At 62.2% G+C, this 14,286-nt stretch carries 12 protein-coding genes, 1 tRNA gene and 1 pseudogene; 7 read left to right on the forward strand and 7 right to left on the reverse strand.

The window, feature by feature from the left end:
- The gene (locus VFB05_RS17545) at positions 1 to 561 is read right to left on the reverse strand and encodes a TetR/AcrR family transcriptional regulator (protein WP_325014294.1); all 561 of its coding nucleotides are present in this window, start codon (positions 559 to 561) and stop codon (positions 1 to 3) included.
- Positions 562 to 674: 113 nt separating this feature from the next.
- Between VFB05_RS17545 and VFB05_RS17550 the strand changes: the two genes are divergently transcribed.
- The 4 genes from VFB05_RS17550 to VFB05_RS17565 all read left to right on the forward strand — a co-directional run bounded on the left by VFB05_RS17550 (position 675) and on the right by VFB05_RS17565 (position 5,500).
- Positions 675 to 980 (forward strand): hypothetical protein, encoded by a 306-nt coding sequence (locus tag VFB05_RS17550; RefSeq protein WP_325014296.1) that lies wholly within the window; start codon positions 675 to 677, stop codon positions 978 to 980.
- A 10-nt stretch (positions 981 to 990) separates the two neighbouring features.
- A complete protein-coding gene (locus tag VFB05_RS17555; protein WP_325014298.1) occupies positions 991 to 1,680 on the forward strand; it encodes a PspA/IM30 family protein in 690 nt (229 codons plus the stop codon).
- 13 nt (positions 1,681 to 1,693) lie between these two features.
- Positions 1,694 to 1,972, forward strand: coding sequence for a YiaA/YiaB family inner membrane protein (locus tag VFB05_RS17560; RefSeq protein WP_325014300.1), 279 nt, complete (start codon positions 1,694 to 1,696; stop codon positions 1,970 to 1,972).
- Between the two features lie 93 nt (positions 1,973 to 2,065).
- The gene (locus VFB05_RS17565; protein WP_325014302.1) at positions 2,066 to 5,500 is read left to right on the forward strand and encodes an acyl-[ACP]--phospholipid O-acyltransferase; all 3,435 of its coding nucleotides are present in this window, start codon (positions 2,066 to 2,068) and stop codon (positions 5,498 to 5,500) included.
- 166 nt (positions 5,501 to 5,666) lie between these two features.
- Here the strand turns inward: VFB05_RS17565 and VFB05_RS17570 are convergent, their stop codons facing one another.
- The 3 genes from VFB05_RS17570 to dctP form a co-directional block, all read right to left on the reverse strand.
- Positions 5,667 to 6,947 (reverse strand): TRAP transporter large permease, encoded by a 1,281-nt coding sequence (locus VFB05_RS17570; RefSeq protein ID WP_325014304.1) that lies wholly within the window; start codon positions 6,945 to 6,947, stop codon positions 5,667 to 5,669.
- Between the two features lie 3 nt (positions 6,948 to 6,950).
- Positions 6,951 to 7,520: a TRAP transporter small permease gene (locus tag VFB05_RS17575; RefSeq protein WP_325014306.1), complete on the reverse strand. Its 570-nt coding sequence runs from the start codon at positions 7,518 to 7,520 to the stop codon at positions 6,951 to 6,953.
- 165 nt (positions 7,521 to 7,685) lie between these two features.
- Positions 7,686 to 8,717, reverse strand: coding sequence for a TRAP transporter substrate-binding protein DctP (dctP, locus tag VFB05_RS17580; protein ID WP_325014308.1), 1,032 nt, complete (start codon positions 8,715 to 8,717; stop codon positions 7,686 to 7,688).
- Between the two features lie 502 nt (positions 8,718 to 9,219).
- On the opposite strand from dctP, the gene VFB05_RS17585 reads away from it, so the two are divergent.
- A complete protein-coding gene (locus VFB05_RS17585) occupies positions 9,220 to 9,630 on the forward strand; it encodes a nuclear transport factor 2 family protein (RefSeq protein ID WP_325014310.1) in 411 nt (136 codons plus the stop codon).
- Between the two features lie 77 nt (positions 9,631 to 9,707).
- On the opposite strand, the gene VFB05_RS17590 is transcribed toward VFB05_RS17585, so the two are convergent.
- Positions 9,708 to 10,343, reverse strand: coding sequence for a hypothetical protein (locus VFB05_RS17590; protein WP_325014312.1), 636 nt, complete (start codon positions 10,341 to 10,343; stop codon positions 9,708 to 9,710).
- Positions 10,344 to 10,599: 256 nt separating this feature from the next.
- Positions 10,600 to 12,828, reverse strand: coding sequence for an outer membrane protein (locus VFB05_RS17595; RefSeq protein WP_325014315.1), 2,229 nt, complete (start codon positions 12,826 to 12,828; stop codon positions 10,600 to 10,602).
- A 669-nt stretch (positions 12,829 to 13,497) separates the two neighbouring features.
- On the opposite strand from VFB05_RS17595, the gene VFB05_RS17600 reads away from it, so the two are divergent.
- Both VFB05_RS17600 and VFB05_RS17605 read left to right on the forward strand, forming a co-directional pair.
- Positions 13,498 to 13,692, forward strand: coding sequence for a hypothetical protein (locus VFB05_RS17600; RefSeq protein WP_325014418.1), 195 nt, complete (start codon positions 13,498 to 13,500; stop codon positions 13,690 to 13,692).
- A pseudogene (locus tag VFB05_RS17605) lies at positions 13,689 to 13,892 on the forward strand (hypothetical protein); the annotation flags it as partial. The gene VFB05_RS17600 and the pseudogene VFB05_RS17605, both read left to right, overlap by 4 nt.
- Positions 13,893 to 13,954: 62 nt before the next feature.
- On the opposite strand, the gene VFB05_RS17610 reads toward VFB05_RS17605, so the two are convergent.
- Positions 13,955 to 14,029: transfer RNA gene (locus VFB05_RS17610), tRNA-Glu, on the reverse strand.
- Positions 14,030 to 14,286: the final 257 nt, after the last annotated feature.

The raw sequence follows: 14,286 nt of genomic DNA on the forward strand, positions 1-14,286 counted from the left end.
CTAACGCTTCTCCCGCACCCCCAATCCGGCAAGCTGCGCGTCGACGAATTGCGCCAGCTGCTGGCGCAGCTTTTCCGGCGGCACCGCGACCATCCGCTCTTCGAGCCCGAGCGAGATGATGCCATGCACGGCCGAGAACAAGGTCCGCGCAATCAGCGCAACCTCGGCCGGATCGCGCTCGGGCATCAGCCGCACCAGCGGCTTGTGCATCAGCGCGAACGCCTCCATCACCATATTGAGAATGTCCTCGGGGAAAGGCTTGTCGTTCTCCATGCGGTGCTCGAACAACGACCTCAGCAGATTGGCGTTCTGGCTCGCGAATTCGAGATAGCCTTGAGCCAGGCCATGCAGCTGGGCACGCGCATCGGCGCTCGGGACGGCCCCTAGCCTCTCGGTGAGGCGGGAAACGGTCTCGCGGTTGATGGTCAGGATCAGGCCGTCAAAGTCCCCAAACTCATTATAGACGCTGCCGATCGAGCACTCGGCGGCCTCGGCCACATCCCGAACCTTAAGGAAAATCAATCCCTTAGTAGCGATGATCCGCCGGGCGGTGTCCAGCATCAGGACCCGCCTCCGACTTTTTTTTGCATCGCGCAAAGATTCTACTTGAACATTGTTCATTTTCGATCTATCCATACTTGAACGATGTTCAAATTAACCCGGAGAGCCCAAAGATGCAAATGGTCCTTGTAGAGAATCTGGCCCTGACCTTTGTCGGCGACGCGCATGCGCTGGCGGCCGGCTTCGGCAAAATCCTCGTCCATATCGTCACGGCCCCGATCGCGCGGATGGTCCGGACCGTGACGGCCCCGATCGATCGGATCGCGGCTGCCTGCGACGTCGCCGGCGTCTTGTCCGATCGCCACGCCACGGCGAGCCTCAGCAAACTCCACACCAGGCGGCACGCACCGGCATCGTCGCAGAACACGTCGCACCGCTGGTGCCTGTTTCCCTTCCGCTCCCTGAACCATTTGACGTGAGTTGAGGCAAATGCGCGAATTTCTCACCCGCTTGTTTGACGTATTGAACGGCCTGCAGCCTCCCGCGTCCTCGCCAATGGCGAACCTGGAACGCTCGATCACGGCCGCCCATCACGCCCACGCCCTTGCTCGCCGCGCACTCGCGGTCGCGATGGCGGAGGAGGCGCGGGAAGCGAGCCGCCGTCAGGCCTTGGTCGCGAAGAAGGACGACCTCGAGCAGCGAGCGATCGCTGCGCTACGCGCCGGCCGCGACGATCTTGCCACGCAGGCTGCCGAAGCCATCGCGGCAATGATTTCCGACATCACCGCCTCGGAGCGGGCTTCGCAACGTTTTGCGGCCGAGATCGCATTGGCCCGCCGCGAAGTCGAAGCGCAGCGGCACCGGCTGTCGGAGCTCGACCGCGGACGCCGGCTCGCCCGCATCGGCAACGCGCTCGCCGCCACGACGCATGCGTCCGAAAGTGGTCTCGATCGCTTCAGCGAGGCGGAAGCCGCGCTGGCCAAGGTCGAAGCCGACAATCACGACGCCCGTGCCGTGCGGCAGGAATTGGCGCCGCCGGCCGGGCAACTGATCGAACACCTCGCCGATGCCGGCTTCGGCGAGGCGACGCACGTTCGCGCGCGCGACGTCCTGGCAAGGCTTCGTGCCGAGGCCGGATGCGAAGTTTCGCAACTGATCGAATCCCACTCCAATCTTTAACAAAGGACCTACCATGTCACAGCATCTCACCCAACTTGATCGACCGACCAGCGCCTGGGTCAACTTTTCATACATATCCTTCGCGACATCTGTCCTGATGGTTGGTGGCGGCGTTTTCGCGCTTCCGCTCGACTGGTGGATTCGGGCCTATTTCGCCATGGGCATGGGCATGGTGGTCCAGTCCTGCTTTACGCTCGCCAAGACACTTCGCGATCTTCACGAGGGCAATCGGATGATCAACCGGATCGAGGAAGCGAGGACCGAGAAATTGCTGAACTCCGACCGAACCTGAAACCCCGTCAAACCGTCATACCTTCACCCGATACTTCATTCGTCTCCCAAAAGCCTTCGTGCTACAATTTCACTGCCACAACAGGAAGCGCCTATGATCAAGGATCTGATGTCGTCGCGCCGCTTTGCGCCGCTGTTCTGGGCCCAGTTCTGCGCCGCGCTCAACGACAACGTTCTGAAGAACGCGCTTGTCATCATGCTGCTCTATGGTGCAACGACCGGACACGGCGATGCGCTGGTCACGGTCGCCGGCGCCGTCTTCATCTTTCCCTTCTTCATTCTTTCCGGTCTCGGCGGTGAACTCGCCGACAAATACATCAAGGGCGTCGTGGCGCGGCGGATCAAGTTCGCGGAAATCTTCGCCGCGGCATTTGCCTCCGCCGGATTTTTCCTGCATTCGATACCGCTGTTGTTCGTCGCGCTGGGCTTGTTCGGAGTCTGCGCGGCGCTGTTCGGCCCGGTGAAATACGCGATGCTGCCGGACCAGTTGTCGGTCGGCGAGCTTGCGACCGGCAACGCGCTGGTCGAAGGCGCGACCTTCATGGCGATCCTGATCGGCACCATCGCCGGCGGCCTGCTCGTCTCCGGTTCGAGCCATATGGGTTGGGTCACCTCGGCCATCATGCTGCTCGCGCTGCTGTCGTGGGCATTCGCCTCGCGCATCCCGCACACGACGCCGTCGGCGAATGATCTTGCCATCACGACCAATCCCTGGACCTCGACCATCCGCCTTCTGAAATCGCTCTATGCCGAACCGCGGCTCTGGGATGGCATGCTGATCGTGTCGTGGTTCTGGCTCGCCGGCGCGGTCGTGCTGTCGCTGTTGCCCGCTCTGATCAAGGATATCGTCGGCGGCACCGAAGCGGTGGTGACGCTGTGCCTTGCGATCTTTGCCATTGGCATTGCGGTCGGTTCGCTGTTTGCCGCGCAACTGTCTCATGTGCGCCCGAATCTGGCGCTGGTGCCGATCGGCGCGATCGTCATGGGCATCACCGGCCTCGACCTCGCCTGGGCAATCGGCCACGCCACGACCGGATCCGGCATCACGCCGGCGGCGTTCATCTCTTCGTTCGCCGGTCTGCGCCTGATCGCTGATTTCGCGATCTTCGCCTTTGGCGGCGGCCTGTTCGTCGTGCCGTCCTTTGCCGCCGTGCAGGCCTGGTCGGCGCCTTCCGAACGCGCGCGCGTCATCGCTGCAGGCAATATCCTGCAAGCCGGCTTCATGGTGGTCGGCTCGCTGTTCGTCGCAGCTCTCCAGGCGCGTGGTCTCTCGATCGCCTGGATCTTCTTCGGTCTTGCGATGGCCTCGTTCGGCTCGATTTACTTTGTGCTCAGCAAATGGGGCAAGGAAGGCGTGCGCGATTTCGGCGCGCTGCTGTTCCGCGCGACCTTTCGGGTCGAGGTGAGAGGGCTTGAAAACCTCCCCTCGCCCGGCACGCGCACGCTGATTGCGCCCAACCATGTCAGCCTGATCGACGGCCCGCTGTTGCACGCCGTCTTGCCAATCGATGCGAGCTTCGCGGTCGATACCGGTATTGCGAAAGCCTGGTGGGCTAAGCCGTTCCTGCGGCAGATCCGTCACTACACCATGGATCCGTCCAAGCCACTTGCCGCGCGCGACTTGATCAAGCTGGTCGCGGCCGGCGAGCCGGTCGTGATCTTCCCGGAAGGGCGCATCACCGTCTCGGGCTCGCTCATGAAGGTCTATGACGGCACCGCCATGATCGCCGACAAGGCCGATGCGGTCGTAGTGCCGGTGCGCATCGAGGGCGCGCAGCGCTCGCCTCTCAGCTATCTCAAGAACGGCGAGATCAAGCGTAACTGGTTCCCCAAGGTGACGATCTCGATCCTGCCGCCGATAAAGCTCGAGATCGACCCTGCGCTGAAAGGCAAGGCGCGCCGCAATGCGGCAGGCAGCGCGTTGCAGGACGTCATGATCGACGCCATGGTCAAGAACTCGATGCTGGATCAGACCCTGTTCCAGGGCCTTGCCCACGCCTGGCGCGATCGCGACACCGGCAAGCCCGTCCTTCAGGACGCGCTCGGCACCAGTTTGACTTACCGCAAGCTGATTCTTGGCGCGCAGGTTTTGAGCCGCAAGCTCGAGCAAGGCACAACGGTCGGCGAGAACGTCGGCGTGCTGTTGCCGAACTCGGCCGGCGTCGCCGTCGTCTTCATGGCGCTGCAGACCGTCGGCCGTGTCCCGGCGATGCTGAACTTCTCCGCCGGCCCGACCAACGTGCAGTCGGCGATGAAGGCCGCGCAGGTCAAGACCGTTCTGACCTCGAAGTCCTTCATCGAGAAAGGCAAGCTCGACAAACTCATTGCCGCGATCGAAAGCGATGCAAAGGTCGTCTATCTCGAAGACATCCGCGCCCAGATCGGCGTTGCCGACAAGGTGGCGGGCCTTTTGGCAGGCGTTGCACCACGCGTGTCGCGCGAGGCCAACGATCCCGCCGTTGTGCTGTTCACATCGGGCTCGGAAGGCACGCCCAAGGGCGTCGTGCTGTCACACCGCAACATTCTCGCCAACGCGGCGCAGGCGCTGGCGCGCGTCGATGCCAACGGCAACGATAGGGTGTTCAATGTGCTGCCGGTGTTCCATTCGTTTGGATTGACGGGCGGCATGATGATGCCGCTGCTCGCCGGCATTCCGATCTTCATGTATCCGACACCGCTGCATTACCGAATCGTGCCGGAGCTGATCTACCAGACCGGCGCCACGATCCTGTTCGGCACCGACACCTTCCTCGCCGGCTACGCGCGCTCCGCGCACGCTTACGACTTCCGCACGCTGCGGCTGGTGCTCGCCGGCGCGGAAGCGGTGAAGGACCGCACGCGGCAGATCTACATGGAGCGTTACGGCATCCGCATTCTCGAAGGCTACGGCGTGACCGAAACCGCGCCGGTGCTGGCGATGAATACGCCGATGGCGAACCGTCCCGGCACTGTGGGGCGTCTCTCGCCGCTGATGGAAGCGCGCCTCGATCCCGTCCCGGGCATCGAGGACGGCGGGCGGCTGTCGGTGCGCGGCCCGAACGTGATGCTCGGCTATCTCCGCGCCGAAAATCCGGGCGTGCTCGAGCCGCTGCCGGAAGGCTGGCACGACACCGGCGACATTGTTGCGATCGATGCCGGCGGCTTCATCACCATCAAGGGCCGCGCCAAGCGCTTTGCAAAGATCGCCGGCGAAATGGTCTCGCTGTCGGTCGTCGAATCCATGGCGAGCGCGCTGTGGCCGCAGGCGACGTCGGTCGCCGTGTCGATCCCCGATCAGCGCAAGGGCGAGCGCATCGTGCTGCTGACGACGCAAAGGGACGCCGACCGCGCCGCGGTGCAGCGCCAGGCCAAGGCGTCGGGCGCGCCTGAACTTGCCGTGCCCGCCGACATTCGCGTCGTCGACAAGGTGCCGCTGCTCGGCTCCGGCAAGACCGACTATGTCGCGGCCACCGCGCTCGCCAAGGAGATGGCGCAGAGCTCAACGCAGGGCGCCGAACCCGAGGCCGGTAACGCGCGCGAGGTGGCGTGAGCAAGGCGGCAACATCATTGCGAGGAGCGCAAGCGACGAAGTAATCCAGACTAAAAAGAACTGGATTGCTTCGCTGTCGCTCGCAATGACGAAAATACTCAGTCGTGCTCTTCTCAGATAAACGGCGCGAGGCTTCTAGAAGTGATTTGCCCGACGACGCAAGCCTCTAATTCCCGTAGACCAGGTGCGGCAGCCACATCGTGAGCGCCGGCACATAGGTGATGATCATCAGCACCGTCAGCAGCAACAGCAAAAACGGCAGCACGCCGCGCACGACCTCGCCGATCGGCGCATGCGAGATCGTCGACAGCACGAACAGGTTCAACCCGACAGGCGGGTGAACCAGCGCGATCTCCATGTTGTGGGTGAAGATGATCGAGAAGTGCACAGGATCGACGCCGAGCGCGGGCAACACCGGCGCGAGAATCGGCAGCACCAACAGCAGCGTCGCGATCACCTCGAGGAAACAGCCGAGCACCAGCAGCAGCACGTTGATCGCGAGCAGGAACTGCCAGGGTGCCATGTGCTGCGCCAGCACCCATTTGACGAGTTCGGCCGGAACGCCTGAGGCCGTCATCCAGTGACCGAACGCCAAGGCCGTGGCGACGATCAGCATGATCGCGCCAGCGCTTTTCAGCGCGTCAGCTACCACCCATAGCGTCTCCGACCAATGGAAGCCTTGATAGTAGATCAGGCTCACCAGCAACGATACAACGGCGGCAATGGCGGCGGCTTCGGTCACCGTGACGACGCCGCCGTAAATGCCGACCAGCACGATCGCCGGCACGATCAGCGCCGGGATCGCCCGCGCTGTCACGCGAAAGCGTTCGGCTATCGGCAACGTCGGCTCGACCGGAAACTTTCGCCGCCGCGCGTCGTACCAGACCCAGGCGAAGAACACGGCGGCCTGCAACAGGCCCGGCAACACGCCGGCGAGAAACAACCGCGGCACGGATTGTTCGGCGACGATGCCGTACAAAATCAGCGCAAGCGACGGCGGAATGACGATGCCGATCGTGCCGGACGCGCCGACCACCCCTAATGCAAAGCTGCGCGGATAGCCTTTTTCGATCATGGCCGGCAGCAGGATCGTGCCCATGGCCAAGGCCGTCGCGACCGACGAGCCCGAGATCGCCGCAAACAGCGTGCACGCGACGACCGTGACAAGCCCGAGCGAACCCCTGATACCGCCGAGCCAGGCCGCCGACAGATCGACCAGCGCTTTGGCAACGCCGCCATGGCGCATGAAGGTCGCCGCCATCACGAACAGCGGTAGCGACATCAATGTCGGCGAATTGAGGTGATCGATGATGACCTGCGCGACGCCGATCAGCGGCTCGCCGGACGCAATATAAAGAATGGCCGCGCAAAGCCCGAGCACGAGGAAGATCGGCATGCCCGCGGCGAGCAGGCCGAAAAACAGCACCAGGAACAGGATCACCATCATGGGCTAGTCCGGCAGCATAAGAGTCGCGCCGCCAGCGCCGCGCTCGTGTTCGGGAATATGGCCGACCGTCATGGTCGCAGGATCAAAGGCGAAGAGATAGCGATAGAGCCGGATCACGTAACGGCCCGACATCAACAGCGCACCTGATGGCACTGCGGCCGAATAGAGCCACATCGGAAACTGCACGTCGGAGGACGAGCGCTCATCCAGCATCCAGGAGGTCTCGACGATGCTCCAGCCATACCAGGCAAGGCCGATGCAAAACGCGAGCGCGACGATGCAATTGGCCACTTCCATCCAGCGCTGCACACGCGGCGAGACGGCGCGAAGCACCAGATCAGGCCGCACATGGCTGTCGGTGCGCACGAGTTGCGAGGCCGCCAGCATGATGCCCCAGACGACGAGATAGACGATGACTTCTTCTGCCCAGGAAATCGCGTAGCGCGGCGCGACGTAACGCCCGACGACCTGCACCAGCCCGACGATCATCGCGGCAAGGCCGAGCAGACCGATCAGAAACCGCTCGGCCTTGTCCCACCAGGTATCGCGCAACGGCGAACTTCCGTTTGCCATATACTAGTGTCCCGGTTCTGACATTCGCATCATGTTGCGGCTCACTCTTTGCGAATGTCAGAACCAAAGGGACACTAGCAAATATCGGTTTTCTGATGTGGCTTGGATTTGACATTCGCCTTAAGCATTCGCGGCCCCACCGAAGTGAATGTCAAATCCGCCACATCAGCTATGGCTGCCGACGGTGTCGTCGACAAGCTTGACGATCTCCGCCGACAGCTTGGTGTCGCGGATGAGATCGGCTTGCGCGGCGATCATGCGCTTGCGATCGGCCGCCACCTGATCCGGCGACGGATCGACGAAGGTCACGCCATTCGCCTGCATGGTCTTGCGCGCGTCGGCCTGCGATTTCGCCGACATCTCGCGATAACGTCCGACGTTGGCCTGCCAGACATCGCGCATCAGCTTGCGGTCGGCTTCGCCGAGCTTGGACCAGAAGGCGTCGCTGACCATCGGGATGTAGTTGGCGTAGAACTGATGATCCGCGTAGGAATACTTGACGCCGGCCTCGTAGAGTTTTGCTGAATTGACGCTCTCATCGCTCGAGACAAAGCCGTCGAAGGTGCCTTGCGACAGCGCCAGCGGCACGTTCGGCCATGGCGTCACGTTGGGGATGGCGTGCACGAAGGTGATACGCCAGGAGATTCCGGCGCCGCCGGGGCTGCGGATTTTCAGCCCCGAGAGGTCGTCGAGGGTGCGGATTTCCTTCTTGGTCGAGTACCAGTTCTCGTTGCCGAGCTCGAGCCAGTGGCCGAGGATATGCGAACGGAGCTTGGCCTCGAGCTGCTTGTTGACGTGGTCGCCCGGCGCGCCGTCGCTGCAACGGCGATACACTTCGACTGCGGGGCTATAGAGCGCGGGCAACTGGCAGAAATCGACATCGGGCACCAGCCCCGTCATGGTCCAGGTGCCGGGCGAGGCCATGTCGACCTGTCCCTGAAGCAGCGCCTTGGTGACGTTGAGATCGGCAAACAATTGCCCGGACTGAAACAGCTCGCCCTTGATCTTGCCCTGGCTCGCCTCTTCGAGCTTGCCGAGATAATCCGATATCGCCTGGTTGCGCGGGTGCGAGGGCGCGGTGTCGAGCGAGCAGCGCATCTTGAGCGTATCGTCCGCAAAGGCTTTGCGGGACAGATAGGGGGCAGCGATGGCGCCCGCGGCTGCCGTGACAAAGGCACGCCTGTTCAATGCCGTCATGTGTTCCTCCCGACCAAAGACCTGTTTTCGGCCCCTTTGTCCTTTGAGGATCGCGCCTGTTTTGGCCCTTGGCAACCGGAATCGGCGCGCTTTCGGCTCAGACTTTGGGCGTTCTCTGCTTCACCTCTCCCCTTGTGGCCTTGTGGGAGAGGTCGGATCGCATCGTGAGATGTGATCCGGGTGAGGGGTTGCTTTCTCTCGATGGACCTGAACCCCTCACCCCAACCCTCTCCCACAAGGGGAGAGGGAGCAGACCTCCCGCGCTCACTGTACTTGGCCCCCTCACGCCCGTCGGGACGATAAGAAGCAAGCCACCTTCCGCCGCGACGCTCCGCGCCCGAGCCATGCATCCTTTTCATCCCTCGAAAAAATGAGGGCACAGTGGATGCCAGCGCCGGTCTCTCTCCGCTCCGACGGAACGGCGCTCTTTACCCCTCCGGTAATCGCGCTTCGAACATGCGCCGCTTATTCTTTCTCGCGACATCTTGCGAGGGAGGACGCGATGGAGAAGCTCAGAGCTGCCCAACCCGGCCGCCACTGGAGCGTGGATGCGTTCAAGGCATTCTGGAGTAGTCCGGATGCCTCGAAAGTGATCGGCTCATTGACCGAAGACGTCGTGGGTTATTGGCCGCGGCCGATCGGCGTCGTTCGTGGCGCGTCCAACTATGCCAAAGTGATCGAGACGATGCTGATGGTGTGTCCCGACTTTCGTCTCAGCGTGCCCGAGCATGCCGTGTCGGGAGATTTTACTTTCGTGCGCTGGATCGCGACGGGCACGGGACCGGACGGCCGCTTCGAATTCACCGGCTGCGACCGTGTGCAAACCCGCAATGGGCTTGTCTGCGAAAACTACATCTTTTGCGATGATCCGTTCTTCGCATCCATGGTCGCTGAACTCGGCAAGCCGAAATAACGCGGAGCGCACTCGCCTCAGGCCACTTCCAGCTTTTCGCGATGAAGATTTCGGTTTTGAACGGCGTGCAGCCGCCCCTAGCGACGTCCGCTGAGCGCGAGCGGTGAAACCGCAGGCGACGTGAGCGCGCTGATGCCGCTGTCATATTGCGGCTGCTGGGCGAAGCCCGCCCCGAATGACACGCTCAGATTCGAGGTGGGACGCAGTTCGACGCCGACATGGGCGCTATAGCCTTGCGCGTTGTTTGCGGAGTTGGAGTCCAATCCGGCAAAGGGACTGCCGATCGGATTGCTGTATTTCAATGTGCCGAAGCCGGCATAGATGGAGACCGGCACGTCGAGATTCTTGAAATTGTAGCCGACTTGCGTGCCTTCATAGGCGAGACCGGGCATGTTGCCCCACGATGTGCCGCTAAAACCGTTCAACGCCGCGCCGCCGCGTTCGCTGCCGACAAACCAGCCGTTCGGCAGGTCGTAGCGTGAGGAGAAGCTGCCGCCCGCGGAGACCGAGTTGCCATCAAACGACATCAGGCCCGACAGGCTGGTGTAGCTGTTCGCGCTCTGGCCCGCGCTGAAACCAGAGCCGAAGCCACTTGGCCAGGCCGCGGTCCAATAGGGCACAGGATTCGATTGCGCCTGCGCCGCCGGCGCACCGAAACAGAGCGCGGCCAAGGTCAGGGCGAAGGCGAGGAAACCTGATCTGCGTGAAGTCATGATCATCCAACCACTTGTGACGAAACTATAAAGCGGGGATGGGGGAAACGCCAGTCACGGTTGCGCTGGCCTTTCGATGAATCACTGTCGCTCAAGCGAATGGCGAGAAACCAGTAGAATCAATGAAGTTGCCGGTTCCGGCTGGCCGCGTCCCCGCATCAGAATAAAATTTCTGTCGGTCACAGCCGCAGGTGAAAGCACACAAAAAAGCCCCGGACGATGCCGGGGCTTTTTCGCGATTTTGCGAAATTTGAGGTCAGTATTTGGCAACGACGGTGTCACCGAACCTGTAATTGAAGCGAATGCGCGCGACATCGGTGGTGAGCTGGTTGCGGATGGTGCAGTTGGTAGCCGGAACCGAGGAATTGCACGCGCTGGTCCCGTTCGGATTGAGAATAGTTGCGTCGCGGTCTCCATACATCGTGTGCAGGACTTCGCCGCCCACCGTCCAGTTCGGGCTGAGCGCAAACTCGACGCCCGCGCCGACGACGCTGCCCCAGATCACGCCGCTCGAATTAGCGGTCACGCCCGTCGGCTGGCCAAAGCCCGCACCAGTCAAATTGTTGAATTGAACACCCGTTTGCCTCGCATCCGCCCAGGCAAGGCCGCCTGTCGCATAGACCAGCGCATTGTTCACAACCAGACCACCGCGGGCCCGGATCGTACCACTGGTATCCGCCCTGAGACCGACGGTCTCGGCGACCGAGTCATCGCCCCCGATCACGGAGCTCTTGAAATTGCTGTTGCCGTTGACGTCGACTTCGACGCCGACCAGCCCTCTGCCGAATTGATAGTTGTAGCCGACCTGGGCACCGCCGGTGAAGAAGCCGCGGGTTGGCCTTGCCGACGAACACCCTCCGAAGAAGCACGGATCGTCGAATCGCGAGGCGGCCATGCCTCCACCGAGGTTGCCACCGACATAGAAGCCGGTCCAGTTGTAAGCCGTCGTGACCGGTGCGTAGGCCGAAGGATCTGCGCCCGCGGGCCCGCCAAACCTGTAGTTGGCCCTGATGCGGGCAACGTCGGTCGTCAGCTGGTTGCGGATGACACAGTTGGTGGCCGGGTTACTGTTGCACGCGTTGGGCCCATTCCGGCCCGGATCAAAAATGTTGGCGTCACGGTCCTGGTACACGGTGTGAAGGAGCTCGCCGCCAATGGTCCAGTTCGGGGCCACCGCAAACTCGACGCCGGCACCGATCACACCACCCCAGAGAACGCCGCTGGCGTTGGCGGTCATTCCGGTCGGAAGGCCAAGTTTGGCGCCAGTGTTGAAGAAATCGACACCCGTCTGTCTGACGTCGGCCCAGGCCACGCCGCCTGTCGTATAAACCAGCGCATTGTTCACGACCACACCGGCCCGGCCGCGGATCGTTCCGCTGGTATCGGCCTTGACGCCAACCGCCATCGCAGTCTCGAAATCGTCGCCGCCGAGGACGGAGCCCTTGAACCCGCTGTTGCCGTTGACGTCGGCCTCGATGCCGACGAGGCCGTTACCGAATTGATAGTTGTAGCCGGCCTGCACACCGCCGGTGACAAAGCCGCGGGTTGGCGTCGCGTTTGAACAATAGAAGCAAGGATCAGTGAAAGCCGAAGCAGCCATACCCGCGCCGACGTTGCCGCCGAGATAAAAGCCGGTCCAGCTGTAAACCGCGGCCGCCGGCGCCTTCCGGTACATCGCGGCAGCCGGTTCATAGGCCTGCGTTGCCTCGTCGCCAAATCGATAAGTCAACCTCACTCGCGCGACGTCGGTCGTCAGCTGCTCGCGGATGACGCAATTTGTCGACGGTCGGGGCGTAAAGTTTCCGCACCCATTGGTGCCGTTGGCAAACAAAATATTGGCGTCTCGGTCCGCATACACGGTGTGAAGGAATTCGCCGCCAAACGTCCAATGCGGTGCGAGCGCATACTCGAAGCCCGCGCCGATCACGCCACCCCAAACAACGCCGCTGGCGTTGGCGGTAATTCCGGTCGGAACGCCAAAGTTCACCGAGTGAATATTGTTGTTGAAGTCGGTGCCCGTCTGTCTGACGTCCGCCCAGGCGGCGCCGCCGGTCGCGTAGAACAGCGTGTTGTTGACGACGAGACCGCCACGGACCCGGATCGTTCCACTGACATCCGCGTTGGCGCCGACGGTCATGGCGGTTTGGTCACCGCCGCCGATGACTGACTTCTTGAAGCCGGAGTTGCCATTGACGTCGGCCTCGATGCCGACCAGACCGTTGCCGAATTGATAGTTGTAGCCGGCCTGCACGCCGCCGGTGAAAAACCCACCGGTTGGCGTCGCCGACGAACAATAGAAGCACGGATCAGTGAAGCCCGACGAGGTCATGCCGCCGCCGACGTTGCCGCCGACATAGAAGCCGGTCCAATTCCAGACCGATACGGGAGCAGCGGCCTTGACCGGCAAATCGGCGGCTCCGGCAGGCGCCGCCAACAAGGCTGAGAAGGCTGCAAAGGTTGCGGCGATGATCACGGACTTGTTCATGAAAATGGGGCCTTCCAACTTGAAAACCGAATAAAACGAAACGGAATTGAACGCCCTCTGCGTAGCAGTTCCCTGCTGAATCGGCTGTCGCGCTTCTACAACAGCGCTGGCAAATCCAAGGCGCGCGGAATGGATAACGCTTGATGAATCAGCTGGTTCGGACGACCGACAAGACAGGTCTCCACGCGCGGCGAACGGGCGAGTGCCGAACCCTCAACTTTCTGCAGTCCAGTCGGACAAACGAAGGCGCCCCAGCCAGTTCGAACCGCGCCGGTCAGTTTTGGTAGCACCAGAGTATGTCGCAGGATTTGCTGCCGACCCCTGGCGCAGCATTCGGCGCGACGAACCTTGGCGCGAAATCCCTTGGCGCCGCGTCATGTGCCTCGCGAAACTGGGGCGGCATGAGCGGGAGCCCGCACGACCTTCCGTTCGCTACGTGCCGCCGCGCCGGCCATTTGGCTGGTGAAAGAGACAATCACCAGCGCACCGAGAATGCGCAGAACGATCTTCCGCATTTTGGCTCTCCATCAGACGATTTCTTTTCAGCATCAAGTCTGCGTCACGCCTTCTTGACCACCTGCAAGGGCTTCCAAACCTGCGCCCACGACTTACATCAATGACTGACATCCATCATATTAAATGATGATCGACATCTTATTGGAGTCAAACATGGGTGAGGTCGTTCAATTTGTGCCGAAGCGGGAGCGGGAGCGAATCCGTCTCATTCGGGAAGCCCGCGCGATATACGACAGTGTTTTCCCGTCGGCTGTTCCAGTCAGCGAGCGGAGGGATGAAGCACGGGTCGTTCAAGCAACGCGCGGCGGCGATGCCTATGCCTATCCCGGCAACGGGGTGTTCTCATGATCAAGGTGATCGCTGTGCTCTGCAGTCTCGCCGCGCCCGCGGATTGCAGCGAGCAGACCGTCACCACCTCGGACTTCGCCGACGTCTCGATCCAGTCCTGCCTGATGGGCGCGCCGCAAATGGCCGAGTGGATGAAACAGCATCCGGCCGAGCGCCTCGCGGCATGGCGCTGCGTGCTCGGCAAGCAAGACGGAAAGGGGAGTTTAGATCGGGGCCAGTTGTCAGTCGGGGAGACGATCAAAGCCGCACGAAGGGCGTAGTTTGGCGCTCCCTAGGGGAATCGAACCCCTGTTTCAGCCTTGAGAGGGCCGCGTCCTAACCGCTAGACGAAGGGAGCGTGAGGCCCAAGGGAATAGCCTCGAAACGGGGCCACGGCAAGGCGGGTTTGCGCTTCTGGTTTACGGTCTTTGCCAACTGTCATGCCCGGCCCTCGTGCCGGGCAGCCACGTCTTCTTGCCTTGATGTGACAAAGACGTGGATGGCCGGGTCCCGTCTCCGCCAAGGCTACGCCGGGGCCACGAGCTCACTCGGCCGCCGAAGCTTTAGCGAAGGCGGCAAGCCCGGCCATGACGACCGGGGTTAGCCGCTCCGCCC

The organism is Bradyrhizobium sp. (genome assembly GCF_035652035.1).
GTDB lineage: Bacteria > Pseudomonadota > Alphaproteobacteria > Rhizobiales > Xanthobacteraceae > Bradyrhizobium.

What these genes read in the sequence shown, in the direction of transcription:
- VFB05_RS17545 (WP_325014294.1), bottom strand. Translation starts at nt 561, where the DNA reads ATGCTGGACACCGCCCGGCGGATCATCGCTACTAAGGGATTGATTTTC.
- VFB05_RS17550 (WP_325014296.1), top strand. Translation starts at nt 675, where the DNA reads ATGCAAATGGTCCTTGTAGAGAATCTGGCCCTGACCTTTGTCGGCGAC.
- VFB05_RS17555 (WP_325014298.1), top strand. Translation starts at nt 991, where the DNA reads ATGCGCGAATTTCTCACCCGCTTGTTTGACGTATTGAACGGCCTGCAG.
- VFB05_RS17560 (WP_325014300.1), top strand. Translation starts at nt 1,694, where the DNA reads ATGTCACAGCATCTCACCCAACTTGATCGACCGACCAGCGCCTGGGTC.
- VFB05_RS17565 (WP_325014302.1), top strand. Translation starts at nt 2,066, where the DNA reads ATGATCAAGGATCTGATGTCGTCGCGCCGCTTTGCGCCGCTGTTCTGG.
- VFB05_RS17570 (WP_325014304.1), bottom strand. Translation starts at nt 6,947, where the DNA reads ATGATGGTGATCCTGTTCCTGGTGCTGTTTTTCGGCCTGCTCGCCGCG.
- VFB05_RS17575 (WP_325014306.1), bottom strand. Translation starts at nt 7,520, where the DNA reads ATGGCAAACGGAAGTTCGCCGTTGCGCGATACCTGGTGGGACAAGGCC.
- dctP (WP_325014308.1), bottom strand. Translation starts at nt 8,717, where the DNA reads ATGACGGCATTGAACAGGCGTGCCTTTGTCACGGCAGCCGCGGGCGCC.
- VFB05_RS17585 (WP_325014310.1), top strand. Translation starts at nt 9,220, where the DNA reads ATGGAGAAGCTCAGAGCTGCCCAACCCGGCCGCCACTGGAGCGTGGAT.
- VFB05_RS17590 (WP_325014312.1), bottom strand. Translation starts at nt 10,343, where the DNA reads ATGACTTCACGCAGATCAGGTTTCCTCGCCTTCGCCCTGACCTTGGCC.
- VFB05_RS17595 (WP_325014315.1), bottom strand. Translation starts at nt 12,828, where the DNA reads ATGAACAAGTCCGTGATCATCGCCGCAACCTTTGCAGCCTTCTCAGCC.
- VFB05_RS17600 (WP_325014418.1), top strand. Translation starts at nt 13,498, where the DNA reads ATGGGTGAGGTCGTTCAATTTGTGCCGAAGCGGGAGCGGGAGCGAATC.